The organism is uncultured Thiodictyon sp., assembly GCA_903837595.1.
GTDB lineage: Bacteria > Pseudomonadota > Gammaproteobacteria > Chromatiales > Chromatiaceae > Thiodictyon.
Map to the genome: position 1 here is coordinate 1 of CAILVI010000374.1, position 26,210 is coordinate 26,210.

General features: G+C 59.5%; 21 protein-coding genes. 8 read left to right on the top strand and 13 right to left on the bottom strand.

What is annotated here, in order from left to right; all coding sequences use genetic code 11:
• Positions 1 to 772: 772 nt before the first annotated feature.
• The 9 genes from QZY44_RS21750 to QZY44_RS21790 all read right to left on the bottom strand — a co-directional run bounded on the left by QZY44_RS21750 (position 773) and on the right by QZY44_RS21790 (position 11,648).
• Positions 773 to 2,074, bottom strand: a complete 1,302-nt coding sequence (locus tag QZY44_RS21750) for a hypothetical protein (RefSeq protein ID WP_295452143.1) — start codon at positions 2,072 to 2,074, stop codon at positions 773 to 775.
• A 14-nt stretch (positions 2,075 to 2,088) separates the two neighbouring features.
• On the bottom strand, positions 2,089 to 3,321 hold the full coding sequence (locus QZY44_RS21755; RefSeq protein ID WP_295452146.1) for a glycosyltransferase family 9 protein: 1,233 nt from the start codon (positions 3,319 to 3,321) through the stop codon (positions 2,089 to 2,091).
• Positions 3,263 to 4,147 carry a class I SAM-dependent methyltransferase gene (locus QZY44_RS21760; protein WP_295452149.1) on the bottom strand — a complete coding sequence of 295 codons (885 nt, stop codon included), beginning with the start codon at positions 4,145 to 4,147 and terminating at the stop codon, positions 3,263 to 3,265. Before QZY44_RS21760 ends, QZY44_RS21755 begins: the two co-directional genes overlap by 59 nt.
• A 197-nt stretch (positions 4,148 to 4,344) precedes the next feature.
• Positions 4,345 to 5,115, bottom strand: a complete 771-nt coding sequence (locus QZY44_RS21765; RefSeq protein WP_295452152.1) for a class I SAM-dependent methyltransferase — start codon at positions 5,113 to 5,115, stop codon at positions 4,345 to 4,347.
• Positions 5,102 to 6,481: a hypothetical protein gene (locus tag QZY44_RS21770; protein WP_295452155.1), complete on the bottom strand. Its 1,380-nt coding sequence runs from the start codon at positions 6,479 to 6,481 to the stop codon at positions 5,102 to 5,104. The genes QZY44_RS21765 and QZY44_RS21770 overlap by 14 nt, the downstream gene beginning before the upstream one ends.
• A 389-nt stretch (positions 6,482 to 6,870) precedes the next feature.
• On the bottom strand, positions 6,871 to 8,295 hold the full coding sequence (gene hldE, locus QZY44_RS21775; RefSeq protein WP_295452158.1) for a bifunctional D-glycero-beta-D-manno-heptose-7-phosphate kinase/D-glycero-beta-D-manno-heptose 1-phosphate adenylyltransferase HldE: 1,425 nt from the start codon (positions 8,293 to 8,295) through the stop codon (positions 6,871 to 6,873).
• A complete protein-coding gene (locus QZY44_RS21780; RefSeq protein ID WP_295452164.1) occupies positions 8,295 to 8,867 on the bottom strand; it encodes an SIS domain-containing protein in 573 nt (190 codons plus the stop codon). The genes hldE and QZY44_RS21780 overlap by 1 nt, the downstream gene beginning before the upstream one ends.
• 105 nt (positions 8,868 to 8,972) lie before the next feature.
• The gene (locus tag QZY44_RS21785; RefSeq protein WP_295452169.1) at positions 8,973 to 9,785 is read right to left on the bottom strand and encodes a TylF/MycF/NovP-related O-methyltransferase; all 813 of its coding nucleotides are present in this window, start codon (positions 9,783 to 9,785) and stop codon (positions 8,973 to 8,975) included.
• Between the two features lie 612 nt (positions 9,786 to 10,397).
• The gene (locus tag QZY44_RS21790) at positions 10,398 to 11,648 is read right to left on the bottom strand and encodes a glycosyltransferase family 4 protein (protein ID WP_295452172.1); all 1,251 of its coding nucleotides are present in this window, start codon (positions 11,646 to 11,648) and stop codon (positions 10,398 to 10,400) included.
• 20 nt (positions 11,649 to 11,668) lie between these two features.
• Here QZY44_RS21790 and QZY44_RS21795 point away from each other — a divergent pair, with 20 nt between their 5' ends.
• Complete coding sequence (locus tag QZY44_RS21795; protein WP_295452178.1) at positions 11,669 to 11,908, top strand: hypothetical protein; 240 nt, start codon at positions 11,669 to 11,671, stop codon at positions 11,906 to 11,908.
• Between the two features lie 55 nt (positions 11,909 to 11,963).
• On the opposite strand, the gene wbaP is transcribed toward QZY44_RS21795, so the two are convergent.
• On the bottom strand, positions 11,964 to 13,478 hold the full coding sequence (wbaP, locus tag QZY44_RS21800) for an undecaprenyl-phosphate galactose phosphotransferase WbaP (RefSeq protein WP_295452183.1): 1,515 nt from the start codon (positions 13,476 to 13,478) through the stop codon (positions 11,964 to 11,966).
• A 4-nt stretch (positions 13,479 to 13,482) separates the two neighbouring features.
• Positions 13,483 to 14,967, bottom strand: coding sequence for an O-antigen ligase family protein (locus QZY44_RS21805; protein ID WP_295452187.1), 1,485 nt, complete (start codon positions 14,965 to 14,967; stop codon positions 13,483 to 13,485).
• A gap of 451 nt (positions 14,968 to 15,418) precedes the next feature.
• Between QZY44_RS21805 and QZY44_RS21810 the strand changes: the two genes are divergently transcribed.
• From QZY44_RS21810 to QZY44_RS21840, 7 genes are all read left to right on the top strand, one after another.
• Positions 15,419 to 16,375 (top strand): polysaccharide biosynthesis/export family protein, encoded by a 957-nt coding sequence (locus QZY44_RS21810; protein WP_295452192.1) that lies wholly within the window; start codon positions 15,419 to 15,421, stop codon positions 16,373 to 16,375.
• Between the two features lie 14 nt (positions 16,376 to 16,389).
• Positions 16,390 to 18,702, top strand: a complete 2,313-nt coding sequence (locus QZY44_RS21815; RefSeq protein ID WP_295452196.1) for a polysaccharide biosynthesis tyrosine autokinase — start codon at positions 16,390 to 16,392, stop codon at positions 18,700 to 18,702.
• A 15-nt stretch (positions 18,703 to 18,717) separates the two neighbouring features.
• Positions 18,718 to 19,536 carry a J domain-containing protein gene (locus QZY44_RS21820; RefSeq protein WP_295452199.1) on the top strand — a complete coding sequence of 273 codons (819 nt, stop codon included), beginning with the start codon at positions 18,718 to 18,720 and terminating at the stop codon, positions 19,534 to 19,536.
• Positions 19,537 to 19,687: 151 nt separating this feature from the next.
• Positions 19,688 to 20,989: a hypothetical protein gene (locus QZY44_RS21825; RefSeq protein ID WP_295452204.1), complete on the top strand. Its 1,302-nt coding sequence runs from the start codon at positions 19,688 to 19,690 to the stop codon at positions 20,987 to 20,989.
• 522 nt (positions 20,990 to 21,511) lie between these two features.
• On the top strand, positions 21,512 to 21,679 hold the full coding sequence (locus tag QZY44_RS21830; RefSeq protein WP_295452207.1) for a hypothetical protein: 168 nt from the start codon (positions 21,512 to 21,514) through the stop codon (positions 21,677 to 21,679).
• A gap of 514 nt (positions 21,680 to 22,193) precedes the next feature.
• Positions 22,194 to 23,018 (top strand): PqiC family protein, encoded by an 825-nt coding sequence (locus QZY44_RS21835; protein ID WP_295452211.1) that lies wholly within the window; start codon positions 22,194 to 22,196, stop codon positions 23,016 to 23,018.
• A gap of 240 nt (positions 23,019 to 23,258) precedes the next feature.
• Entirely contained in the window at positions 23,259 to 23,663 is a 405-nt protein-coding gene (locus QZY44_RS21840) for a hypothetical protein (RefSeq protein WP_365305032.1), read from the top strand.
• 13 nt (positions 23,664 to 23,676) lie between these two features.
• On the opposite strand, the gene QZY44_RS21845 is transcribed toward QZY44_RS21840, so the two are convergent.
• Positions 23,677 to 24,972 carry a DUF3422 domain-containing protein gene (locus QZY44_RS21845; RefSeq protein ID WP_295452219.1) on the bottom strand — a complete coding sequence of 432 codons (1,296 nt, stop codon included), beginning with the start codon at positions 24,970 to 24,972 and terminating at the stop codon, positions 23,677 to 23,679.
• A gap of 194 nt (positions 24,973 to 25,166) precedes the next feature.
• Positions 25,167 to 26,210, bottom strand: a 1,044-nt coding sequence (locus QZY44_RS21850) for a 2-oxo acid dehydrogenase subunit E2 (protein WP_295452225.1), incomplete at its 5' end; no start/stop codon positions are given.

The window sequence follows — 26,210 nt, forward strand, 5'->3', positions numbered from 1 at the left end:
AGCATACCATTAAAACAGGAGGCCAAAATAGGGCTCGACTTCTTCCTTTCTGCAGTTGGGCGGCGACGCTACGCGTGACGCCGCGTCGGTACCCAAGCGCGAGCAGGACCGCGGGTGGCGCCGTTGACCGCCGCAGCCGGGGGGCGTTCGATCGCTGGCCCGTCAAAGGGGCCGACTCGCGATCTGTTAACACTGATCGCGAGCACAGTGCCACACACGAGCGATTGGAAGCTACTGATGGAAAAGGGGCTGTCGCTCTCTATCAGCACGGTCCAATCTCTGACGGCGGGTCGTTCCACAGTCATGACGCCGGAAATGTCAAACTATTGGAGCCCCCCTGTGGCGCCGTGGGATTTCCCATCTTGCTTAATTTTAGCCGCGCAAAGGTGACCGGGCAACCGAAATTCCCTGCGAGCCAAACGGGGTCGCGTGATGTTCGCAAGAGCGACCCGCGAACGCGAGCATTCAGGGCCTTGTCATTCCGCAACATAGTGACCAGTATCGCGGAACCCGGCTGACGTGAGGAAGGTCGCGACGTCATCAATGCAAGGCCTGGCCCTCGTCGATCTCCGCGTAGTAGACCTCGACATGGATGGCGTCGATCTCGTCGAGCCGACCGGGGGCGCCGCGCAGGACCCTCACCTGCATTGGTCAGTGCACCTGTCGATCTGCGCCGGGGCTGAAAAATACCGCGCTGCACTCTGTTTACAAGCGAAAAAGGGTATTTGTTGCAGTAGACTATCGCAACACCTAACGTAAACACAGCCTCCTCTTAAACCGCGTTTCTGCTTGTCGTTGGCCAAAGTGCAAAAATAACGAACAACAGCAGGGCGCTATGACCGTTCAGGTGTTCGAATAAACCATCGATAACGCCAACTGAAACTATTGCGTAAATGCACAAAATGAATGTACGTTCGGCGTCCTCCGGTATAGTGATGTCGCGGCGTTTGCCAAAAACTGCATTGAATGCGGGATAAATGACGACGGCGCCCAGAAGGGCGACATAAAGCCAGCCATATTTGCAGGCTAATCTCAGCTCCGACTCACTGTTTGAGACTGCATCAATATCAAAGCTCGCGACATCACCGTCCATCGTAACGCCATTAATCAAAATTGGGCTCTCATCACCATGACCGATCCATGGCGATTTTAGGCTTTCAAGGAACAGCATCTCATTCAGGGTATCACGTCCAATAAAGGTCGTCCCTTCGGAAGGGTCTGTTCCATAGAGTCGTACGCCGGGTACTGCATCCTGTAAGCTTTGAGCCACATTGGAAATACTCAGTGATAAGTCTTGGTTGGTTGCTGTCATGTAGTATATTAATACAAAAAATCCGAACCCCACCAATATGTATTTTGCCGATTCTTGAAATACTTTTGAACTGATTATGATGGAAAACGGGGAAAGTAATAGCAATAAACCCGTTCTTGTTCCGGTCTTTATTAAGAATATTGACATTACGACTACTAGCAGTGATTTTTGTACGGTAGAGAAATGAGATCTTATGATAATGTATGGGATTGATAGTGCTGCAAGCCACATGGAGATGCTATGCCCTACTTCTTTTCCACCGGAGTAGCCTCGCAGCAGCAGCAAGCGCTCGCCGTTAATGAATGCATCCCAAGGATAGTAAGCTGGTGCAGATTCATAGTTAATTGCAGTGAGGCCAATACTTAGAGGGATCGAAAAGGCAAGAATTATCAGGAAGCAAAAAAAAGTAAAATCTATCATACGCCAAGTCGGTAAATATGTCCGACTGGCGGTTACAAAAGCATAAATTCCAATATAGCCTAGCGTAAGCGCAATAAGATTTATAACAGATTTCGTGTCACCAAGAAATTGATACATGACAATGAGGCATAAATGCATCGTGATAAAGGCAAGGAGAATAAAGTATCCCGGATTTTTTGTAATTAGTGCGTTCTTGTCGATAAAGAATGAAACAACCAACAGTGATATGGCTATTGCCGTTAAATAGCCTGCGTATTCTATAGGGATTATTGATAATATAATCGTCTGGGCCACTAAAGTAATAGCTATCCAAGCATAGATTAAGGTGGTTTTAGAAATCATTTGGAAAAAATCGCTTAATTAGCGATATTATTGCTGATCATGGGGCGAAAGCTGTTGTCTAGAAAAACGGCCGCTGCCGATATCACCTCATCAACAGTTATCGACATAATGCAGGCTTTTTTGTGTTGATTGCAGACAGTGAGATTGCAGCCCTCGCACTGGATCGATTTGTAGATAATATGATGAATATCGCCGTAGGGAAACCATTTTCCAGGTAGGTTCCTGGAACTGAAAATAGCAACACATGGCGTTCCTACCGCTGCTGAAAGGTGCATCGGCCCGCTGTCGTGACCAATGAACAGGCGCGCGCGCGCCAGCGTGGCGGCGGCCTCGCGAACGGTGAGTCGACCGCAAAGATTGATGAAGGCGCCTGTCCAGTGCGCGGCTAGCGCTTGGGTTCTCCCGTATTCCACGTCAGCGCCTAACAGGACGAGTTGAGTATCCGGGTAAGTCTGACTCAGGCGGGCGAAAAGCCTCGACCAGTTGTCGTCTCCCCAATTCCTGACCTCGTCCTTGGCGCCGATGCTGGCGGCGATGATGGTTCGACCCGGATGCAGTGTCGCCATGGCACGCTCGGCTGCCGCATTCTCGGTTTGCGAGAGCTGTAGATTGAACGCTTCCGGCTCGTCAAGGTCCAGACTCCCGAGTGCGGCAATGGACCGAATTAAACGGGCTCCCTCGTATTCGTAGCGTCCGTCGGCGAGACGACGCGGTCTCTGCAGCCAAGGCCAATACGGCATGCCGATTAGCTGCGCGATGCCGCAGGCATGGAAAAAGGCCGCATCACGGATGACCTTAACCGGACCGCGCGCGGGGTGCAGGCAAACTAAGGTGTTGAACCGGAGTTGCCGGACCCTGGTCCGCAAGTCCATCAGTCCACCAACGTTCCTTAGCCCAATAGGATACTTGATGTACCCGTGCACGAGCCCGGTCCCGTCGAGGACCTGCGCTATGGTCGCTGCCTTGTCACCAAGGCCGAAATTGGTCAGCATCCAGCGCTCCGCGTCCGGGAAGGCGCGGGCGATCAGGCGCAGGGCTGGCAGGGCCACGACGGCGTCGCCGAGCGAGCCGAGACGGTAAATCAGGATGCGCCGAGGCTGGTCAGACGGCTTGGCAAACATTATTTCGTCGCCCTTCCCCAGCGATGACAGGTCGGTTTCATGACATCGGTCGAACAGGGTGCTGGCATCACTCGTTCCGCTTACCCGGTCCTTCTCGGTGCCCGGTCGATGTCTTTTGGAGGACAAGCATACGATTGTCTTGAAGCGCACCGAGCGCCAGCTTCGCGATACTACCGATCCTTGCCGTTACGGCCTTTCGATATAATTGAGCAGCGCGCCCTGTTCCGATGTCAAGTAAGTCCACAAACCGCGCATCAAATCCGAGGCCTTTCGCCTCGTCCAAGATCTTCCTATTCGAAAGGTGATTGGTCGTTGCGTATAAACGTAGATTAGACTCGACTGTTGTTCGCCAGTCCATACCAGATTGCCGCGAATTGCGTAATCCGAGAATAGCGCAGATCGTGAGGTATGTCCTGAATCTGCTAAGAGGTGCCAGCGGTAGTTGCGTATGTAGTTCGATTCGTGTGAAAACGCGGGGAAAACGATGGATTGCGAGACCCCCGGGCTTAAGTACCCGCGCCTGCTCGGCGAAAACCGAACGGTGATCGAAAACGTGTTCGAGGGTTTGATCAGAGAAAACCAACGAGATCGTCTCATCGGCGAATGGCAACTTGTGGTCACTCTGATCGAGAACATGGAGTCTGGCCTTAAACTGGTCTGGTACGACTGGCGCCACTGCGCCGTAAAGGCCGGCATCCTTCCCCCAATATTCTAGTATATCAACGCCGTGTACGTCGTATCCCTTCTCAATGAGATGGATCGTCGTGTCTCCCCCGCCACAACCGAAGTCGACAATGCGGTCTGAAAAAGAAACATTTCGCCCCGTGATTCTTGCAAAAGCTTTGTCGATAACACTCCATGCAGAAGCTGATTTCATATAATATAAATTTTTCGGCAAGAGTGGTTCGCATTGTCTTACCGCATCAATATATTGTTCATTAAGGTTTGTCATTGATTTGCACTCGCTTCATCCGATTTTGGGGAGTCGCCTACTCGGTCCTTAGCTCTTGGCGTTAGGTTAATGGCCACATCTTCTTATGAACATGTAACCGCTCAGGTAGGCGGAGGCCGCGGGGCTGGGCTGGGGTATGCGCGTCGTTACGGGCGATCATAGCCTGTGTGGTCATCTGTTAGATCGAGTATGCCTTGTTATTCGTTGTCGCTATTGGTCGTTGCGACCGCTGTCAAGTTTTGTGAGAAAATCGCTCCCCGGTCGAACACGCCGCATTCAATCGCGATGTAGCACAACCAACCGAGTCGAAGGAAACCCCAGAGGACTGCCCGAACAGCCGACTTTACGCCATGCGCTACCGGACGGTCCTCGAAACAATCGACCGTTGCAAAACCGGATGCCTTCAAGAGTTGCGTCAAGGAAAAGCGGGTGAAGGTGAGTTCATGGGAGAAATCCGAATAACGAATCCTGCCGAAAAAAGGGCTTTCGCCATTCGGGACATGAATGATCCAGCGTCCCCCGGGACTCAGCACCCGATGTACCTCATCCACGAAGTCGATCAATTCTGATTTGGTCAGATGCTCGATGACATCGTAGGTAATCACGCAATCCGATGACCCGCAGGCCGTGGCGGCGAGGGCTTCCATGATGTCGCCTTGTACCACACCAGGAACGCCAAGGCGCCGCGCTGCTTCGACCTGTTCAGGAGAAACGTCGATGCCCCGGACATGCTGATAGCCTGCTTGCCGCAGCGCATACACGATAGCGCCATGGCCGCAACCGAGATCAAGGATACTGGATTGCTTGTCCGGCGGTGCCAATCGGCGGACCATCGCCCTTAGTGTGTACAAGCGTGCTTGAAAGCCTTCCAAGGGATCCAAGCCATGCGGCGCCAGCGGATTGAGACCCGCGTTGACGTAGTTCTCGTAAATTCGTGCACGGTAGTTGAACGTGTTATCGGTGGACATTGTGGTTCCAGAAAATGAACGACCGAAATAAGAGTCGCGGGTCGATTGCATCCAGCAACAGTTGCGCCTCCGCGATCGCGAGATGTGCAGAGGCGGCCTTTAGGAGATACACCGCCATCAATGCATCCGTTAACAGGAGTGCAATACCTGCATCCGCGAGTCGACCAGTAAGTTGCACGAAAACTGCGGCGAGCGCGACTCCAGACGCGGAAGCAATCAGGAACCAGAGTGATGCGCGAAGATGGAGGTTTCCGCCCTTGAGCAGGCCCAGCGCGATGCACCATAGTACCGACGCGACCGCCGAGCTCAAAAGCCAGCCGAATAGCGCTCGATCCATTGTGACGTGACCGCTTGTCCAGATCGCCACTATCCAGTCGCCGAGAGTCAACAGGAGAATCGCGGCGGCGATCGCTAGCCAAATACTATATCCCAAACCTCGGACAAAAAGTTGCCGCAAAAGAAGCTGGTTACCCAGACCCCAAGCCCTTGCGAACTCTGGCTCCACGGCATTACTCACGGAGATAATCATCTGGGCCGCCATGCGCGTCAGCGTTCGGAGTGTGCTAAAGGTAACGACCGCGGTTGGTCCCAACAAAGCGCCAATCATCAGGATCATGCCTTGCAGGTTCACTGTCATCGATAGCGGCATTGCAAGGTTCGCAAGGGCGGGCCGCAGGAGGATGCCCAGGGTGTGAACGTTGGCATGTTGCAGACCAAGTTTCAAAGCCGTGTGTCGACGCAATAATAGCGCGGTGACCGAAATTGATACGAGAATACGAATCAACAGGAAAATCGCGGCCGCAAGCCATGGTTTCCCTGCGTTTGCGGCAACTAACCAAAGTGCCAAATTTTGCAAGAGAAGTGTACTGAAAAAAATGCTAAGATGAAACCCATATTCTCCTTGCGAACGAAATCCAGCGAAATTTATTCCATCAGACAACCTGACCAAGACCTCAGCGCCTAGCAGCCATAAAATCCAGCGAACATCGTCGATCGGCAACTGGGAAAATAGCATCCACTTGTTCAGCGGGATACTAAAGATAATGGCTGTAAAAACAATAAGTCCGATTGATCCGGCGCAATAAACCAACACGGCTAGGCTCTGAAATACGACCAGTGCGCCGGCAGTGTCGCCTCGCCCCACTCGGGCGGTCATATCGTTCGCCGCCGACTGGGAAAAACCCAAGTCGGTGATCGAGAGATAGGCAGGAATTGCGAACAGGATCAGCCATTCGCCATAGAGTTCGACGCCCCAGTAGTGGAGGAGGATCGGAACGCCCGCGAGTTGGATGATGAGGACCACCCCTTGCCCGTAGAGGTTGGCACCAAAGCCGCGGACGATCCGCTGGATGATAGCATGCTGCATCGCGTTAGTGACGATAGAGACTGGGTGCTGACGTGGCTGCGGTGCGATCTTGCAGTGGATATTCTGCCACCATTAAACGAGTACCAGTAGTCCGCAACGCCCTGTTCAACGGTACGGCACCGCTCGCGCTAACCGACAGCCCCGCAATGTCGTAAGACAGGCCTGGGAAAAGCTCTGATAGGCGCATTTCAGTTCATCGGGGAAGGGAGTAAACGGGATCGCCGCTGCGACACCGCGCCGGCGGTGCCGGGTCAGGACCCCATGTGCCATAGCGTTGAAGGTCATCGCCGCGCCGGTGCCCACGTTTGCAGAAGGCGCCAGGAATAATGAAGCCGGCGCCGCCGGTCACCATGTACATCTGCAGCGAGCTCCGTCGGTGGCGATGGGGGTCAGTCTTGGCGAATCCGGCGAATCACCGCGGTGGTAGACTCGCCTTCGACATAGTTTAACACGCGGACCTCACCGCCGTGTTCCCGAACGCAGTCCGCTCCGGCGATCTGATCTGGGGAATAATCGCCGCCCTTGGCCAACACATCCGGCAGCACCAGGCAGTAAAGCCTTTCGGGCGTCGGTTCGTTGAACGAAATCACCCAGTCGACAGCGCGTAGGGCAGCCAGTACGGCCATACGGGTCGCGAGTGCCTGCACTGGGCGCGTCGGGCCCTTGAGTTGGCGCACGGACGTATCGGAGTTGACGGCGACGATCAGGCGATCGCCCAGGGTGCGGGCCTGCTCCAGGTAGGTGACGTGGCCGGAGTGGAGCATATCGAAACAGCCATTAGTCATGACGATGCGCTCGCCACGATCGCGGGCCTGGCGGACGGCCGCGATGAGTTCGGGCTCGCCGAGGATGCCTTGCGTCGGCCGTGCCTGCCCCCGCAGCGCTTGGCGCAATTCGGTTGCGGTAGTCGTCGCGGCACCGAGTTTACTGACGACGATCCCCGCCGCAGTGTTAGCAAGATGGGCGGCCTCAATCAATCGATAGCCCGCGCCGAGTGCGGCTGCGAGGACCGCGATGACGGTGTCGCCAGCGCCTGTGACGTCATAGACTTCGCGGGCTTGGCTCTGGAGATGGTGCGGCGGTTCTGTCCGGCTGAGCAGCGTCATCCCCTGTTCGCCGCGCGTGATGAGCAATGCCTCGAGTTGGATATCTCGCAACAGTGCCTCACCTTTGGCGAGTAGTTCGGCCTCGGTGGCGCAGTGACCAACGACGGCCTCGAATTCGGCACGGTTGGGTGTGATGAGGGTCGCGCCGCGGTATTTCCCGAAGTCCCGGCCTTTCGGGTCGATCAGAACCGGGCGACTCAGCGCCCGTGCCGCGCGGATGAAGCCTTGCGGGTCGGCCAGGGTGCCCTTGCCGTAGTCGGACAGAATCACCAGTTCGCTGGCGTTGATCAGCCGAAGAAACGCGGACTGGAGGTCGCCGTGGTCGGCATGATCCAGGCCCTCTTCCATGTCGACGCGGAGCAACTGTTGATGCTGGCTGAGAATACGGAACTTGGTGCAGGTGGTGGTGCCGGCCGCCACCTGGAAATGGCATGAGACGCCCCTGTTGCGCAGCAGGGCGCCAATCGTCTCACCCGACTCGTCGTCGCCAATAACGCCGAGTAGGTCGCAGTGCGCACCGAGCGCGAGGATGTTCAGCGCGACGTTGGCGGCGCCGCCCGCGCGTTCTTCTCGCTTCTGGACATGCACCACAGGTACTGGCGCTTCGGGCGAAATGCGTGTTGCGGTTCCGGACCAGTAGCGGTCGAGCATCACGTCGCCGACGACGAGAACGCGTGGCCTGGCAAGGCGGTCGGGCTCTATTTCCATCAAGCGCCCCCCGGCGTCGCGTCCAACGTCGCTTCGATCTGTTTGCACCAGTAGTGGCCGATCAGGATGTGGGCCTCCTGGATCCGTGCGGTAACATCTGATGGAACGATGACTGGGAAATGGGCAAGTGGCGCAAGCTGCCCGCCGTCGTGGCCAGTGAGGGCAATGACGATCAGCCCCATATCGTGGGCCGTTGCGGCGGCACGTATGACATTTCCGCTCTGTCCGGAGGTAGATATCGCGATGAGGCAATCACCTGCGTGCCCAAGCCCCAGGAGCTGTCGGGCGAACAGCGTGTCGAAGTCGTAATCATTGGCGTGAGCGGTGACGAGCGACGTATCGGTGGTCAAGGCGATCGCCGCCAGCGGCGGGCGGTTACGCTCATAGCGGACCATCAGCTCGGCGGCGAGATGCTGTGCGTCTGCCGCGCTGCCTCCGTTGCCGCATAACAGAATCTTGCGACCGCTCGCGAGCGCGTCTGAGAGAGCGGCAGCGGCCGACTCGATGATGGACGTGCGGTCCAAGAGTAAGCTGATCGTTGACTGATGTTCACGGAGTTCTGTTTCAAACATACAAGTTGCTTTAGCCAAAGTTCCATAGTCGGGACAATTTGGAAATAACAATATGGCTAATCCATGTAGACGCCAACCGTGGCGCGGAGAGTGCCGGAAAAACTGTCAGGTAATTGATCTGACAATCAACGCGGATCCGCTCTTGTCTGGCATCGGAATGGCAATTTCAGCTTTGTCTTGCAAGAAGTGTTCTACCGCCTGTCGAGCGCCAGGCCAGGCATTATAGTCATGTACTACAATCATGCCATTATTGCTCATTCGGGGATAAAAATAACGCAATCCATCCAATGTCGGTTGATATAAGTCCGCATCTAGATGCACGAAAGCGAAACGCCTCAAGTTGAGGTTTTCAGGAACAGTTTCCGGGAAATAACCAGAGTAAAAATGAATGCGGTTGTTCTTCTGGCAAATATAGTCTTTCACTGCTTCGATCGACGTGTCGGCGAAATGCAAGGCATTGACCGTATCGCCGGTAGCTGTCAGTTCCGCCGTCGAGCCGCGATTGGTAAAACCCTGAAATGTATCGAACAGATGGAGTTCCCTTTCCGGCAAATAGTAGTGAAACAGCTTAGCAGTATTACCTCTATACACACCAAGCTCAGCGATATCACCTTCGATCTTCTCAACGACGACCGTTCGCAGCAGAAGTACAAGCATATCTCTGCGGGTGTTATCCCAGGGTTCTAGGGGTACGATTTCTCGATCGATCGATGAGTCCATCATAGTGGGGAAAAAGCCACCTGTGGCTGCCGCAAAATCGCGTCTATGCCATAGGGACTTCGGGCTGATATCCATCTGCAATTGCATAAAAAAAGAGGAATCCTTAAATATCCAACACAGTCGTTGCTGCGCTTGTTGGGCGCCGCGTCTAAAATATTTCTTCGGATTTCCAACAAATTTGATAACTTTATTGATCATGATTTCTGCCAAATACCGATTGAAATTCAGGCGACTGCCCAATTGCCAGTGTTTGTTGGGTGACGACCTACGCTTTGGTCGGCCTTGGCGAAGACCTCCCGTCAGAGAATCAAGTCCATTTTCGGTACGCCGTCAAGCGGTTTAACCAGAATTATAGACCATAAGAGGCTATACGATTGAGCGCAAACAAGGTAGCCGTCTGACGGCGCTTGTCTGACACGATGTCGGCACTCCCAGGCAGACGGGCACTAACGGTCTTGGCGCGATTATCCCTCCTTGTTGGCGCGGCATCAAGCCAAACAGGCGTTATTCATCGTTTCGGTTATCTTCGCTCGACCACCATCACGCGGTCGGCTGCCCTGACGGCGGACCTCCGAATCTTGTTCGTCGGGGCGATGAGGTCTTAGCCATCGCACATGCCACCGGACTCGGGGTGCGGAGCGCCTAAGACATGCGTCAAACCCTGAGAGATTAGGAAAGTATTCGCACACCCTATACCTCGCGGCCGTTCGGCGTGATCGTCCGCGACTCCGCACCGATCCATGCCCATTCTCACGGCGACGGTACCCCCAAGTGGGGGCGCGTAATCAAGGTCCCATCGCGCGGCGTCGTTCAGTAATCGAATAGAACGGCCTGATAAGCCCTAGAGCAGGCGGACTTGCCAGCATGCTGTTCCACATATGCGCGTCCGTTCCTGCCAAGGCGACTACGTTCATTTGGGTCGTTGATCAAGCATTCCAGGGTGTCAGCGAATCGGTCCGGCTGGTTGGGGGGGCAGATGACGAAGGCATCCGACGCCTCACGTAATGTGTCCAGCGACGAGCCGGCGTCGGCGGTGCAGATGAATGGTCGCCCAGCCGCCATGATCGAGTAAATCTTGCTCGGCACGGCAAATGCTGCACCGACAGGGTTCTGGGGCACCAAGTGGATGTGACCATCCGCCAGTCCCTCGGACAATTGCGCGGCTGGCCGTAGCGGCTCAAGGCGTATGTTCCCTAAGCCCCGATTCATTACTTGCTGCTGAAGCTCGTCCCGATAATTGCCATCCCCGCGGATGATGATGGCTACGTCCAGTTGTCGGTGTCGCAGACGCTCGGCGAGGTCGACCAATTGCGCAAGGCCTTGTTTGCGTCCGATGTTGCCGCTATAGAGCAGCGTGAAGACGCCGGGCCGTTCCGGCAGGGGGCGGATGAGTCGGTCATCGACCGTGGGCGGAATGATGCTGATCGGGGGGGTGACGCCAAGGGACAGGATGGCGTCGGCCATGGCTTGAGACAGCGTGACGATGCGTTGCATGCGGTTCAGTGTGTGCCTCTCGAACCATCCCATGAGCGTCGTGATGCCGGGGAGGTGGGTCATCTTGAGTGATTTCGCCAGACCGCTTTGGATGTCGTGAATGATCGCGATGCGACGGGCCGATCGGGGCGAGCCGAGCACGCCGGCGGCAACGGTGAGGATCGACGGCGAGACCAAGACCAGGCAGGCGGGGCGTGGCATTCTCAGTAATTTCCACCAGGCGCGTACTGCGAAATTCAGTTCGGTGTTCAAGCGCGTCATCAACCCGCCCCCGGGTTGGTAGGATGCAACGGGTATCCGCGTAATAGCAACCGCTTGATGTTCCTCCTGATCGCGTGAGTTGTCCCGGTAGTTCGCATAGACCCTCATTTCTGGGTAGGCTGGCCGAGCGGTCAGCACGGATACCTTGACGCCGAGTTGTGCGAGGCATTCTGCCATTTGCTGAACCGGGGGGGCGCTGCCGGCGGGTTCCGGCCAGTAATAGAGCGAGACGATGAGGATCGTGGTCGACGATAAATCAGCATGGACGCCAGCTTTGGTCGGAATGTGCGTGGTTGCGTTGATCATCGTTTAGGCTGCCCTGCTGTATGAGGACATTGGTTGGTGAAGGTGGTCGGCGGCAAGTCGGTGTCGTCGCTGGCACATTGCATTGGGTTGGCATGGGAAGCGGTGATCGTATCGGCAAATATCGTCTTGATGGCTGGGGTTCATCTCAGCAGCTTGATCAGGCGTGGGCGCTGTTCGATGATGGTGGTGCGCCAACTCCCGTTCCTCAAATTCGCGCCAGCGCGCGGACAGGATTACGTATTGATATTCGCATTTCATAAGTAAACCAGCAGCAGCATCAGTAGCCTGCTTTCCAGTTCGCGGCGATCACTCTTGCTAATAGGCGCCATCGTTCTTGAGCACGACGCGGATTGTCTTAAGTAAAATAACGATATCCATCCAGAGCGACCAATTCCTGGCATACCAGGAATCCAAATACACTCGTTCGTCGTAGCCGGTATCGTTGCGGCCGCTGATTTGCCAGAGTCCGGTCATGCCGGGCTTGGTCTCGAGGTAGTATTCCAAGTCCTCGCCGTAACGCTGCAGCTCGCTGGTGACGATGGGGCGTGGGCCGACCAGACTCATATCGCCAGTGAATACGTTCCAGAGTTGTGCCAGTTCGTCGAGGCTGTATTTGCGTAGGGCCTTGCCCAGGGGTGTAATACGGGGATCGCTCTTGAGCTTGAAGTCGCGTGCCCAATCGGCCCGCGCCGCCGGGTCATTGGCCAGGACCCGCTCAAGCCCCCCTTGGGCGTCCGGCACCATGGTGCGGAGCTTGAAGCAAGAGAATGGCTTCCCCCGCTGCCCGATGCGCTGATGGGCAAAGAAGACGGTCCCACCGTCGCGGCCGATGCGCAGCGCCAGGTAGATAAATACGGGTACAAAAATCAATAATAAGAGACCGGAGACAACCAGGTCGAAGATGCGTTTGAGTAACCGCGGCCCGCGGCGGGCGAGGTTATTGCCAAGGCTTAGCAACAAGACCTCGTGGCGAAAGAGGTGGCTGATTGTGGCGCCAGCGAGTGGTACGCCGCGTAGCGGCGGGACGATATGCACGTCGCCGCAATAACGATGCAGCCGTGAGATCAGCTTGGCGTGCCGGCTGATGTCATCATACGGCTCGTAGGCAATGATCAGCGTCGGGCGATCGGGGCGGCTGAGGGTTTCGATATCGTCCGAGCTAAAGCCGACGATAGGTACCGGGCGGCCCCCCAGACCCAGCGTGCGTGGCGCTTCGCAATCAGGGTCTGTCAGTTGGGCGAAGGCGACTACGTGGTACCCCATCGCATATTGGCTCTCCATTGCCGCAGCGGCATCAAGCGCATTCTTGCCTGTCCCGAGTATGATGATGGGACGTTGCCAGATATTCCAGTGCAGAAGCAGCTTCTTTGTGACTAGGCGTAGTGCGGGGATCAGCACTATGGCGGAGCACCACAGGCCGAGGAACCAGAAGCGGGAGAACTGTAGCTTCGTTAGATAGAGCAAAGTGGCATCGATCGCGGCAAGCAGACAGAGTACACGCAGGATCTCGCCGACTTCGTCCCAGTAAGGGCGCCGGCGTGTGTAGTGCCCCAACAGCCAGAACCAGCCGATCATCGCACTCGTTATCAGGCCGAAGATCTCCAGTCGAGTAGCGGCTGGCGCACCCGCCCACAGGGTTACTATGGGATTGTCGTCAGCCCCTTGATAGAACCAGTGCAGGGTGTTGGCCAAGGTGGCGGCGACGAACAGCGCCAGCAAATCCGAGAGGACCAAGCTGCATTTGCTGATGGTTGCGTTAGTCTGCCCGATTGCCAACCAGGACAACCGCCCACGTGGTAGGCCAGCGTTCTGAGTCGCCTGCTCAATCATAGCGTTAGTCCTTGAACGGGTTTTCGATCTGATCGGCTGGCGGGGACGCGCGATCCAAGTCGGCCTCGTCCGGCGCGGTGTTGGCAAGGCGGTCTGTGTGCTGGCGGTTCGGTGAAAGGTTGCGCGCGCGGTGCCGCTGATCGCCCGCGCCGTCCAGTTTTCCGGCGGGCATGAAAAAGATGCCGGCGAGGAGTGCGAAGACGGCCTGGTTGGCGGGCGTGGCGAGGTTGTAGTCGACCAGTTCGTGCAGGGCGAGCAGCAGTAGACCGATGCCGGCGCCGGCCTGCAGGAAGCGGGCACGGGTCCATGGGGCGCGGCTGTAGACGTGTGTCCACTGGCGCAGGTAGAGCAAGAGTGCCAGCGCGATCAGCGCCGGGGCGATCAGGCCGACGTCTGAGGTCCACTCCAGGTAGTCGTTGTGGGCGTGGTTGAAAAACTTGGAACCCAGTTCAACCGGCGCGAATGCGCGCATGGCGTCCGGTATGGTGCCGGGACCGGTGCCCAGCGGCAGCCGCTCGCCGATCCCGGTGAGGGTGGCGGTGAAGATCATGCCGCGGCCGTCTTCGGTGACGCTTTCGACCGAGAACCTGCTGAGCACCGGTGTCATGCCGATGGCGAGCCCCAGACCGAGGACCAGTGCGACGATAGTGCCGGTGACGCCAAAGGCGTTGCGGCCCCCGATGCGGGGAGCGAACAGGAGGGTGCCGAGCACCAAGCCCAGCATCGTCATGCCGATGCCCATGCGGGAACGGCTGAAGATGACGCCAAGCAACAGCATGAGCGCGGTGCTGGCATAGAGTATGACCTGCATGCTACGGCCGGAGCGCAAAAAGGCCGCCGCGCGGCGACGCCAAGGCCCGTGCGTGCGGGAGGCTGGTTCCGTATCCAGGCTGGAGAACAACAGCGCGAGTGCTAGTGGCAGCGTCATTTCCAGCAGTCCGGACAGGTGGTTGCGGTTGGCATACGTGCCGATGGCCGAATCGGTATGGCCGCCGCTCACGGCAAACAGCATCTGGCCGTTCTGTACGGTGCCGAACTGGATCAGGCCGAGCAGCGCCTCGGCCGCGGCGATGCCCAGCAGCAGGTGGGTCAGCCGCAGTAGGGAGCCGGCATCCAGCCGCCGGCAGCCGATGAAGACCGCAAGGGGCACCAAGAGCCCCAGTCCGGCGTTCAGTGTCGCCGTGGGGTTGAGGGAGAGCGGCTTCCAGCCGCTGGCACCGCCGTCGGTCAGCAGGCCCGTGGCGCTGGCATAGAGTGCGCGACCCGGTAGGGCGTCGATCCAGGCGGCGGGCAGCGGGATGAGGTATAAAATGACGCTAGCGGGCAAAGCGGCCAGCAAGGCGATTTCCAGGGGAGACAGTTGCGGCGCACGTGCCGACCACAGGGCCGCAACCAGGATGCCGAGCGCTAGCAGTTGAAGTGCCATCGACGCGAGCGGCAGCAAGCCGGCGCGGAACAGTGGGGCGATGACCAGTAGCAACGCGAGCAACCCGAGGAGCCATCGGGTGCTGTGTTCTTTGCGCCCAGCTTGATCCCGTCTCGTGGGTGGGTTTCTTGGTGCAGTAATTGCCATCTTAAAAATACAGTAAAGACTCAGCTAGTCGGCAGATCCCAGGGCGCACACACGATATGTAATCGACTTGACGACTGTTAGTATACAGGTTGGAGGCGGTTCTGTGGTGTATAATAGCTACTTCGCAGGCTTTACTATGGGTTTCGCTTAGGGGACTGACGCTGATCTTCGAGGGGTTGCCCGGTTTCAGGTGAAAACCCGTGAAAACTCCCACACCTCAGTGCCTGGCCCCGGCCAGTGTCCCGAGTCTGGGAGCTTAAGCATATTTGAGTCAGTTATTTGCCGTTTACCTTGTGGGAGCAAGGTCAGGGCGAACGGGAGAGCGTTACCGTAATGGCATTGTGTTCAGGGCAGAGAGACGGACAAGATGCCTCTCCTCTGCACCGAAGATATGCATGTTTTTCTTGAGCTATATCCTGAGGGTGGAGCTAGGATCGCCGTGTACGTGACTAACATTCTTTCAGTTGCTGCGCTGACGGTGGCCGTGTCCGGCTGTGCCGGAGGGCCGGCGTCGAAGGCGAAGGCGGAATTGTTTGGGGAGACCTCGTTGGGCGAGTCAAGTCGTGCCGCGCCGACGACTGCGGACCGGCGGGAGTTGTTCGCTGCTACCTCGGTGGGCGAGTCGGGTCGCGCTGCGCCGAAACCCGCGCACCAGCCGGAGTTGCTCGGTGAGACCTCGTCGGGGGCATCGGCTGGTGCTGTGCCGGCGACCGCTGGCCGGCAGTTGGTGCCGGTGGTGGAGGGGCCGCCACCCGTCGTGACTACTTCGACGGGCTATGTCATCGGTCCGCGCGATCTGCTGAGTGTAACGGTATTCAAGGTTAAGGAGCTTTCGTCCGAGGAGCGGGTCAACCAGGAGGGTGTCATCGTGCTGCCGTTGGTGGGGCCGGTGCATGTCGCTGGCCTGACTCCGGATCAGGCAGAGGCGCTCATCGCGCAAGTGCTGGCCAAGGACTTCATGTATAACCCGCAGGTCGATATATTTGTAAAGGAGTATGCGAATATGAAAATAACCGTCAGTGGCGCGGTCAAGAAGCCCGGTGTATTTCCGATCACCGGGGATATGACGCTGGTGCAGGCCGTGGCGCAGGCCGAGGGTATGACCGAGCTGGCCAGCACCGGCGATGTCGTCATCTTTCGTGGTCTGCCGGGGCAGGCGGTACACGCCTATGTGGTGGACCTGAAGAAGATCCAGCGCGGTGAGTTGCCTGACCCCGTGCTGGTCAGTAACGACAAGGTTATGGTGCCAGAGTCGCGCACCGCGGTCTTCCTGAGAGATGTCACCGGCGTGCTTCGCGGCTTCATATACGCGCGTCCGTTGTGAGGCACAGCTGATTTATGAACATCCCCGAGCAGCTTCCGGTCACTCTTAGTGCGTCTGGGGCGCCTCTGCCCGCACGCTCAGGGCTACCCCATCAGATTGCGTCGGCGCAACCGACGCCCGCGACTCCACGGCAGGACGTGGATGTGGTCGATTTGCGGGCGCTCTGGCAGGTGTTGATGCGACGCCGGTCGGTCATTTTTTCGACCCTGATCCTGGCGATCCTGCTGGCCTTGGTCGCCAGTTTCGTCATGACGCCAATCTACCGCAGTACGCTGATGCTGCAAATTGAAACCAAGGGTAGCCAGGTGGTGGATTACGGCAATGTCACCCGCGAGGAGGCGGCCGGCTACCGGGCCAACCAGGATTTTTACCGTACCCAGTATGAGCTGTTGAAGAGCCGCACGCTGGCGCGTCGGATCATCGATCAAGTGGGCCTCAAACTGGAGGATGATAATCGCAATGCCTGGTGGTCGGGAGTCGCTACGCAGCTGCGGGCCTGGGCGGGGTCGCATGCCGGCTCCGACGCGGCCATCGACCCGCAGGCCATTGCCATGCACAAGGCCGAGGATGAATTTCTTGACCGCGTGACGGTCGAGCCCGTGCGCGATTCGCGGCTGGTGCGGGTGCACTATGATAGTCGATCTGCGGCCGAGTCGGTTGAGGTGGCAAACGCGCTGGCCGCTAATTTTATCAACCTCAACATGGAGCGGCGTTACGATGCGTCGTCGTATGCGAAGCGCTTTCTGGTTGAGCAGCTTGATCAGTCACGGGCGACGCTCGAAGACGCCGAAAAGCGCTTTCTCGCCTATGCGCGTGAGCGCGAGATCGTCGACACCGACAACCGCCTCAAGATCACACTGGAAAAGCTGAGCGACATGAGTCGTCAGTTGGTTACGGTGCAGGGGGCGCGGATCGAGGCCGAGGCGAAATACCAGGGGATGCTTGAGAGAGGTCCCGCTTCGGCGCAAGAGGTACTGGACAACAAGGTGATTCAGTCCCTGAAAGGGCAGCGTGCCGACGTTGCCAAGACCTACGATGAGAATCGCAAGCTGTTCAAGGCCGACTACCCCAAAATGCTAGAGCTGACCCAGCAGATGGCTGGCCTGGATCAGCAGATTGCGCGTGAGACTGCCCTGATCGCGGCGGGCGTGAAGTCGCAGTACGAGACGAAGGCGCGGGAGGACGCAAAGTTAACGCAGAGTATTGCCGCGCTGAAGCAGGAAACCCTGGCTTTGCAGGATCGTAGTACCGATTACGAGACGCTTAAGCGTGAGGTGGAGACCAGTCGGACCTTGTACGACGGGCTGTTGCAGCGGATGAAGGAGGTGGGGGTGGCCGCCGGGATTGGCGAAAACAATATCTCGGTCGTCGATGCGGCGGCGGTGCCGATTCGGCCGTACAAGCCCAACCTGAAGCTGAATCTCGTCTTGGCGATCGCGCTGGGGCTGGTCTTGGGCGTTGTGTTGGCATTCCTGTTCGAGACCCTGGATGATGCAGTCACGACGATCGAGGCGGTGGAGCGGCTGGTGAATGCTCCCGTGCTCGGCCTGTTGCCAAGCCCCTCCGCCAAGGAGCTGGCGAGCGCTGAACGCGGCCTTGGGCTCTTGGTGGCGCAGGCCCCGCGGAGCCCGCTGGCCGAGGCCGCGCGGTCGCTGCGAACCCAGTTGCTGCTGTCCACTGCCGAGGGTGCGCCGAATATGATCCATGTCACCAGCTCCGTTGCGGGCGAAGGCAAATCGACGCTCTCACTCGCCATTGCTATCGCCTTCGCCCAAGCCGGTGGCAAGGTGTTAATCATTGACTGCGATCTGCGCAAGCCATCCTTGCACAAATCGCTGTCGATGCCGAGCAGTCCCGGCTTGACCAACTATCTGGTGGGCAGCGCCGAGGCGCTCGGGATTAGCCAAGCAACGCAGGTGCCGCGCCTGTTTGCGATCACCGCCGGCCCGCTGCCACCGAATCCCGTGGAGCTATTGTCGAGTGCGAGGATGCTCAATCTGATCACGCTGGCCGCCGAGCGTTTCGACATGGTGATCATCGACGGGCCGCCGGTCATGGGGCTTGCCGACGCCTTGGTATTAGCTAATCTGGCCAAGGCAACGATCTTCGCGGTGGATGGTGACACCGTTCGTCGGCGCCAGCTCGAAGGCGCCGTCAAGCGATTGAAGATGGCCAACGCCCATCTGATCGGGGTTGTGATGACGAAGGTCGGGTCCACCGGTAAAGGCTATGGCTATGGCTATGGCTATGGCTACGGCTACGGTGATATGTATGGTTATGGCAGTAACACCAGTGAGGAATTGCTGCCCGACCTGAAGGCGACTTAGTGGGGCAAGTCCGCCATGGTTCCCCCCCTCGTAGAACTGGCTCTGGACTATTACCGAGATCCATTATCTTATCCGCGCTTGAGGGATGGTGGGCAGGTGCTGCAGCCGGTGTCCAGCGGTATGCTGGTGGAGCTCTGCCGCGCCCTTTCGCCACCTCGGATCGACGCGACCGCGGCGTTCCTGGATAGCGATGCGGGGGAGGTGCGCGAGGCTGGCCGGTTCTTGTTGAGGCAGATGTTGCTGCAAGTGGAAGGCGACCATTATCGCTGTTTGGACCTGGACCCTGATGCGCCGCTGGAGCGGATTCGGACGCACTATTTGCTGCTGATCGGACTCTTTCATCCGGATCGGGGCGGCGGGGGGAATGACCTTGATGTGATTGCCGCAACCCGGCTGAATACGGCCTATCGTACCCTGCATGACCCCTTGGCCAGGGCCGACTACGATCGGTCGTTGCCGCCGGGCGGCGTCCATCTGGCGGGTAACGCCCGGGCATTTCTGAAGCGGCCGGCCCTGGGCTTGGTGGGCATGGACTTGATGCGGCGGCGGCGGCCGGTGAGGTGTTTACGCGGGGGCTGGCCGGGGCCCATCTTGATGTTCACGGGGCTGGGTATCGTTGGCGCTATCAGCCTGCTGCTGTTGCCGCAGAAGACGCATTTGCGGATGACCCAAAGTGGGGTGTCGCCCGGTGTGCTGCTACCGAGTTATGTTCATGACGTGACGCGGCTACCCTTGCCGGTGCGCGCCGTCCCCCGCCCCGGGTCGGCGCCCATGCCGATCGTGGTGCCAGTGCGAGTCGTGGCGGACCCGATGTCGCTACCAGCGCAGCCTTGACCGTCGTCTCGGCGAACACGTTATGTGTAACAGGGTGCTGCCCAAGCGCCCGCTCGCCAGTTGGAGTGCGAGTCTTATCGTGAAAGGTATGATCCAGCCCCGCGGGGGCGATTTTATTTCTCTGCTCTGTCAGAAGGATTGAAGGCTGCTCATGACAGTTCGCATCTATTTTTGGCGCGCCGTGCTGCTGTTTACCGTGCTCTTACTGATCTGGCTTAGCGTGGCGGCTGGGCTCGGGGGATTCTTTGCCCAGCGGGTTGAGCGGGGTGACGAGGCGGCGGTCGATCCACTAATTGGGTGGCAACCGGGGCATCCTGAGGGCTTGTTCAAGAAGGCGTTGACCCTGCGCGATCGCGATGCTGCCGCCGCTGCTGTGCTCCTGGGGCGAGCCTATCGGGCCAATGCGGCGGATCCGCGTCCGCTGATCGCGTTGGCGGGTTGGTTGGGCGAGGAGGCGCAGTGGGAGCGTAGCGATGCGCTGTTCGCTGTCGTCGAGCGTCTGGCTCCCGTCGACCCACAAGTACAGATGACTGTGGCGAAGCATTGGGCGGTCCGGGGGCGCTTCGACTTGGTGCTGCGGCATTTGTCGACGGTGCTCGAGGCGGATAGTGCTCGCCAGGCGGTCCTGTTTCCCGCGTTGCTCCAGATGGCGGATGCCCCTGAACAACGCCAACTGTTTACGCCGCTTTTGCGGTCCCCGCCCGCCTGGTGGACGCAATTTTTCGGCTATCTTTGTGCCCAGGCGTTGGATCAGGAGACCCCGCGCTATTTCTATAACTTGAGGCGAGCGACCAATAGTGCGCCGCTGATGCCAGAGGAGCGCGCCGCCTATGTGTGGCGCTTGCAGCGCGATGGGATGATTGCCGAGGCTTATGTGGTCTGGATCGGTGGGTTGGACAGTCGTGAACGCGACAAGCTGGGGTTGCTGTTCGATGGCGGCTTCGAGCTGCCGCTGGAGTACCCCGGTTTCGGTTGGCACGTGGCAAGCGACAAGCACTTTGCAGCCAAGCTCGCGACTACGCAGGGGGCGATCGGCTCCAAGGCGTTGGGGCTGCAATTTCGGGGGTTCGAGGGGTATTTTAACGGCTTGTCCCAGGCCCTGTTGTTGGACCCTGGGGTCTATCGCTTGACCGGACGGGCGCGTCCGGATGGTCTGGTTTCCAAGGGTGGTTTGCGTTGGCAGGTGCACTGCCTGCTGCCCAAGGTGGAACTGCTCGGGGAGGGCTCGCGCTTCCTGGGCTCGATGCCCTGGAGCGATTTCGATCTGCGCTTTGAAGTTCCGCCGGCGTGTCAGTACCAGCAGTTGTCCCTGGTGTCGGCCGGGGAGCACGCGTTCGAGTATCCGCTGGATGGCTCGCTCTGGTTTGACGACCTGAAGATTGTCAGGGTGTTAGAACTGGACGCGGCGGCGCGAGCAAGTGGCTTGTTGAGGCGTAAGGGTAGCGATCGTTAAGTAACTAAACGACTAAGCGCTTCCACTTGAGTGGGATGTCGGCTAAGATTATGTGGCGGTAATTCGCAAAGATCCCTGCCAACCAGTCCTTGCCGGAGATGCCGGCGGGGCATTTACTGGAGTTTGATATGGAAAGATTTAGACGGGTTTTGGTCACAGCCGTTGGCGCGTCGCTGGTGGCTCTGGCCGGCGGTACCAGCGCGGCGGATAATATCGGCGCGGTCAAGCGGATTGATGGGGGCGCCCTGATCAGTCAGGGTGGTCGCTACGTTCCCGTGCATGAGGGTACGGTGTTACGGGCGTTTGATCGTCTGATCGTACTCGAAGATTCCAAGGCGCTGCTCGAGTTTCAGGATGGCTGCCGCTATCAGGTGCAAGAAGCAGGGTTGGTCACCATTCCTGCGACCAGTATCTGCGTCGACAGGGCATCGTCCCGGCATGATGTTGCCTCGGCTGAGCGTGCATCGAAGTCGCTGGCCAAGACGAAGCCTGTGATGTGGGCTGGTACTAGGACGGGGATTGATGTTGTCGGCCAATCCGGGCAAGTCTTTGGTGGTGGTGCTGCTGCTAGTGGCGGCGGCGGTGCTGCCGGCGGTGCTGCCGGCGGTGCTGCCGGCACTGCTGCCGGCACTGCTGCCGGCGGTGTTGCCGGTACTGTTGCCGGGGGCACTGTCGCAGGCGCTGCCCTGACCGGGGGGACGCTTGCTGCTGCGATCGGCGGTACTGTCGTTGCTGGCGGCGTCGTCGCCAGTGCTGCCGGCGCTGGGGGTGGGAATGGTGGTGGCTCCGTTGCCGGCGTTGCCGCGGCTGGTACCCCCTCTAGCGGGGGCGGCACCGCCAGCCCCGTCCCGCCGATCAGTCCATAGTAAGAGCGTGACTCCGAAAGCCGGGAGTGATTGTTATCGGTCATTATCCCGGCGGTGGTACCTCTATCGCCCAGCGATGGTACTGCTGGTTGCGATGCTGGAACGCGGGCAGGTGCTGCCCGCGGAACTAGCCCGGCCGACGCAAGCGACCGCCGAAGCCGGTTAGGCCCTGCCCGCGAATAAGTTGAACAAAGTGGCGTCAACGGTGACTCCGTTTTTTCAGGTTATTTGCGGGCAAGACCTTAGTTTAGCGCGCAGACTGTCATGGCCAGCGAACCGGCTGGCATTAGTCCCGGGGCGCGTCGTCCATTGATGTGAGTGCGGACCTGAGGTTGATCATGGTCACCGCCCAACACGGATGCGGCCCCGCCCATTACTTGGCCGCCTACACCTGTGTCTGGGTGCGGCGCGCGCGGGTCACCGAGAGCCTGGTGGCGGGACCCGACATGCTGCTGTCGGGGCCTGGAACGTCATCCGCAGGCGCTGCCCAAAGGCCAGGCAGGCGGGTGACGAACTTCCGGAAAAAGGCGTCAAGGCGCTTGCTGGCCTGCGGACTGGTACTGAGTTTAGTCGGGAACCTGTCGGTCGTCGGCTGTGCTGGCTCGCCGCCGGCGACGTTCTACAGTCTGCGGCCCTTGGCCGGGGCGGATGCGCGCGGGGCGACGACCGGCGGTGCCATCGCGATCGGGCTCGGGCCGGTGACCTTTCCCGGCTTTCTGGATCGGCCACAGATCGTCTCGCGGGATGGGACCAACGGTCTCACCGTGGATGAATTCAATCGCTGGGGCGGTACCCTTCAGGACGACTTTCTGCGGGTCTGGAGCGAGAATCTGGGCTATCTGCTCGGCACCGGCCGGATCGTCATCTTCCCGAGCGAGATCCGCTATCCGCTGGACTTCAGAATTTCGGCAGACGTGCTCAGCTTTGAGGGAGCCCCAGCGGGCGAGGCCGTACTCAAGGTGCGCTGGGCAGTGCTGGACCCCCGCTTGGAGCAGGCCCTGTCGGTCCACGAGAACAGCTATCGGCGGCCACTGCGCCAACCGGCGGACCAGGCGGCACTCATCGGCGCCATGAGCGCGGCCCTGGGTGCCTTCAGCGAGGACGTGGCCGCCGCGGTGCGCGGTCTGCCCAAACCCGTTTCGCCGCTTGGGGCCTCCCCTTAATATTGAGCCTGCCGCGGGACCAGCGGCCCTGAGCCAAAGTCGAGTATTTGCGATTTCCGCTTGTAAATCGTGGGCCGGGGCGTTACGTTTTTGGGTTGCGGAGCCTCCATCTGCGGGAGGCCCGAGAGGGGCAATATCAGGGACACTTTGTTTCAAGCATGTCCGTAAACGCCCCGGCGGGGTGGAGTACCGATGGTCAATTTCGCGAAATGTCACGAACAAATCCATAAGATTACGGAGATGTCCAACGTCTTTCTCTATATCATTCAGGAGCGTGACCTGTGTGATACGGACTGCGCACGGCGGCTCTTCTTTGAATATGTGGACCACGTACGCAACCATATGGAGACGGTGGATAAGCGCTTCTGCGGTCGTCTCATCCAGAGCCAGGATCGGAACATGGCGAACGTCGCCGACCGCTTCCTCTCCGGCTCCACGGAGATCAAGCGGATCTTCGCCCGCTACCGCAAGGACTGGTGTGATGAGCGCAAGCGCGAATTAAAGATCGCTGACCATGCTGCCTTCGTGCGCGACACCAATCAGATGTTCGGCTTGGTGCTTGATCGCATCCAGCGTGAGACCGAGAGTCTCTACCCGTTGATTCGCGAGTTGGAAGAGCGGGCCGGGCGGGAGAGCGCGGCCTGACTGGGGGCCATCGTCAATGCGCGTCGGTCAAGCGCTTCTTGACCCGCCGCAATCCGAGCCAGGCAATGCCGACGACGAGCGGTACCGCGATGCCCATGCCGAGCGCCGCGTTGATCGGCAGGCCCCCTTGCTCCAGACCCTTGAGTGCATAGCCGACGAGTCCCACCCCGTAATAGCCGATCGCGATGACCGACAGTCCTTCCACCGTTTCCTGGAGACGCAGTTGGAGATGCGCACGGCGGTCCATCGACTCCAGTAGCTGACCATTCTGCTCCTGCAATGAGACCTCCACCCGGGCCCGCAAGAGGCTGGTCAGCCTGGCCGCGCGTTCGGCCAAGTCGGTCAGGCGCCGTTGGGTCGACTCGCAGGTGGCGATCGCGGGTGCCAGGCGGGCGTCGAGAAACTCGGTCAAGGTCTGCAGGCCCTCGATGCGTTGTTGACGCAGTTGCTCGAGGCGCTTGCGGACCATCCCATAGTAGGCGCGCGAGGCGTCGAAACGATAGGTCGTACGGGCCGAGATCGCCTCGATCTCGGCGGCGAGTGTGGTCAGTTCGGCCAGCAGTTCGCTCTCGAAGGCGACGTCGGTTGACGTCCCCTGGGTGGACATGCGCGACGCCAGCATGGCCAGCCGATGATCGGCGTCAGTGAGTGAGGGTGCCACCTGCCGTGCCAGCGGAAACCCGATCAAGGCGAGCCCCCGGTAGGTGTTGATATCCAGTATCCGTTTGGCGAGTCGCCCGGCCTGGTTCTCCGACAGGCTGCAGTCGCGTATCAGGATGTGCACGAAGCCGTCGGAATGGATCCTGAAGTCCGACCAGACGCGTGCCAACCCGCCGACGGCCTCGGAGCCGATGACCGCATTGCCGTCGAACAGATCGGTCAGTTCGTCGTTGTCGCGCTCTGGCGTTGCACAGGAATCCACCGCCAGCGAAACTGCGGAGATCACCTCGTCGGGCAGGTCGCGCAGCCACTCCGGCGGGAGTTCGTCGAGCACGGGCACGGCAAAAGGATGCGTGAAGGCGCCGCGCTTGGTGAAGGTGTAGGTGACGAACTCGGTGTGAAGCTCCCAGCGCAGGCGCATGGGACCCAGGTCCACCGCGTAGTGCTGGCCGACCATCTCCGGGATGGGCAGGCCAAAGTGCGCCAGCAGCCGCTTGAGGTGTTCGACATTGCGGGCCGTGCCCTGCTCGCCGCACACCACGGCCAAATGCGACAGCCGTTCGGGGGCCCGCAGCGGCTCGAAGGTGCGGGCGTGCAGCTCAGCCGTCAGGGCGCGGCGCAGCGGATGCTCTTGGAAGACAAAGGGCATGATTGGGATGATCCGTGTTGGGATGCGCGAGTGTAACCGGGCTGGGTGACGAAATGAATCGAGGATGACCGACGCGGATTCGACGATCTTCTGCAATGCGTCCTCACGTTTTCCCGCCCGGCGCATTGCGCGCGATACGTCGCGGCCGGGGGGCCGCTCCTACGCCGTTGGAGCGGCCCCCCGACCGCGACGAGTTAGAGGAGCAACCGCCGGATATCGCCCAACAGTTGCCCCAGCAGCGTGGTGAAGCGCGCGCCCATGGCCCCGTCGATCACCCGGTGATCGTAGGAGAGGGACAGCGGCAGCATCAGCCGGGGCGCAAACTCCTTGCCGTTCCAGACCGGCTTCATGGCGGAGCGGGAGACGCCCAGGATGGCCACTTCGGGCGCATTGACGATGGGGGTGAAGGCGGTGCCGCCCAGGCCGCCCAGGCTGGAGATGGTGAAGCACCCACCCTGCATGTCGCCGGCCAGCAGCGTGCCGTCGCGGGCCTTCTTGCTCAGCGCCATGAGGTCCCGGGCCAGGTCGTAGACCCCCTTCTTGTCCACGTCGCGCACCACCGGGACCACCAACCCGTTGGGGGTGTCCACGGCGACACCGATGTGGGTGTAGCGCTTCATCACCAGCCCCTCACCGTCGGGGGTCAGGGATGACTTGACGGTGGGCATGCGCTCGAGCGCGGTGGCGACGGCCTTGAGCAGGAAGGGCAGGAAGGTGAGCTTGACCCCGTCCGCCTCCGCGGCGCTTTGCTGCCCCTTGCGGAAGGCCTCCAACTCGGTGATGTCCGCCTCGTCGAATTGGGTGACATGCGGTATCGAGAGCCAGCAGCGGTGCAGGTGTCGGCCGCTGATCTTTTGGATGCGGGAGAGTTCCTTGGTCTCGACCGGGCCGAATTTGGAGAAATCGACCGCGGGGGCGGCCGGCAGCGCAAAGGGTAGGCTGCTCGCGGCCGGTGCCGGCGTCCCCTGGGCCAGGGTGCGTTTGACGTAGCCCTGGACGTCCTCTTTGAGGATGCGGTTCTTGGGTCCCGACCCCTTGACCAGGGTCAGCTCGACGCCCAGTTCCCGGGCGAAGCGCCGCACCGAGGGGCTGGCGTGGGCCTTGCGGCCGGGGGCGATGGCGGCCAGGTCCGCCGGGCGCAAATTCACCGGGGCCGGGCGGCGCTCGGCCTCGCCCGGGGCGCGCTCGGGAGTGGGCGCGGCGGGGGCGGGCGCGGCGGCCGGAGCGGCGGGCGCTGG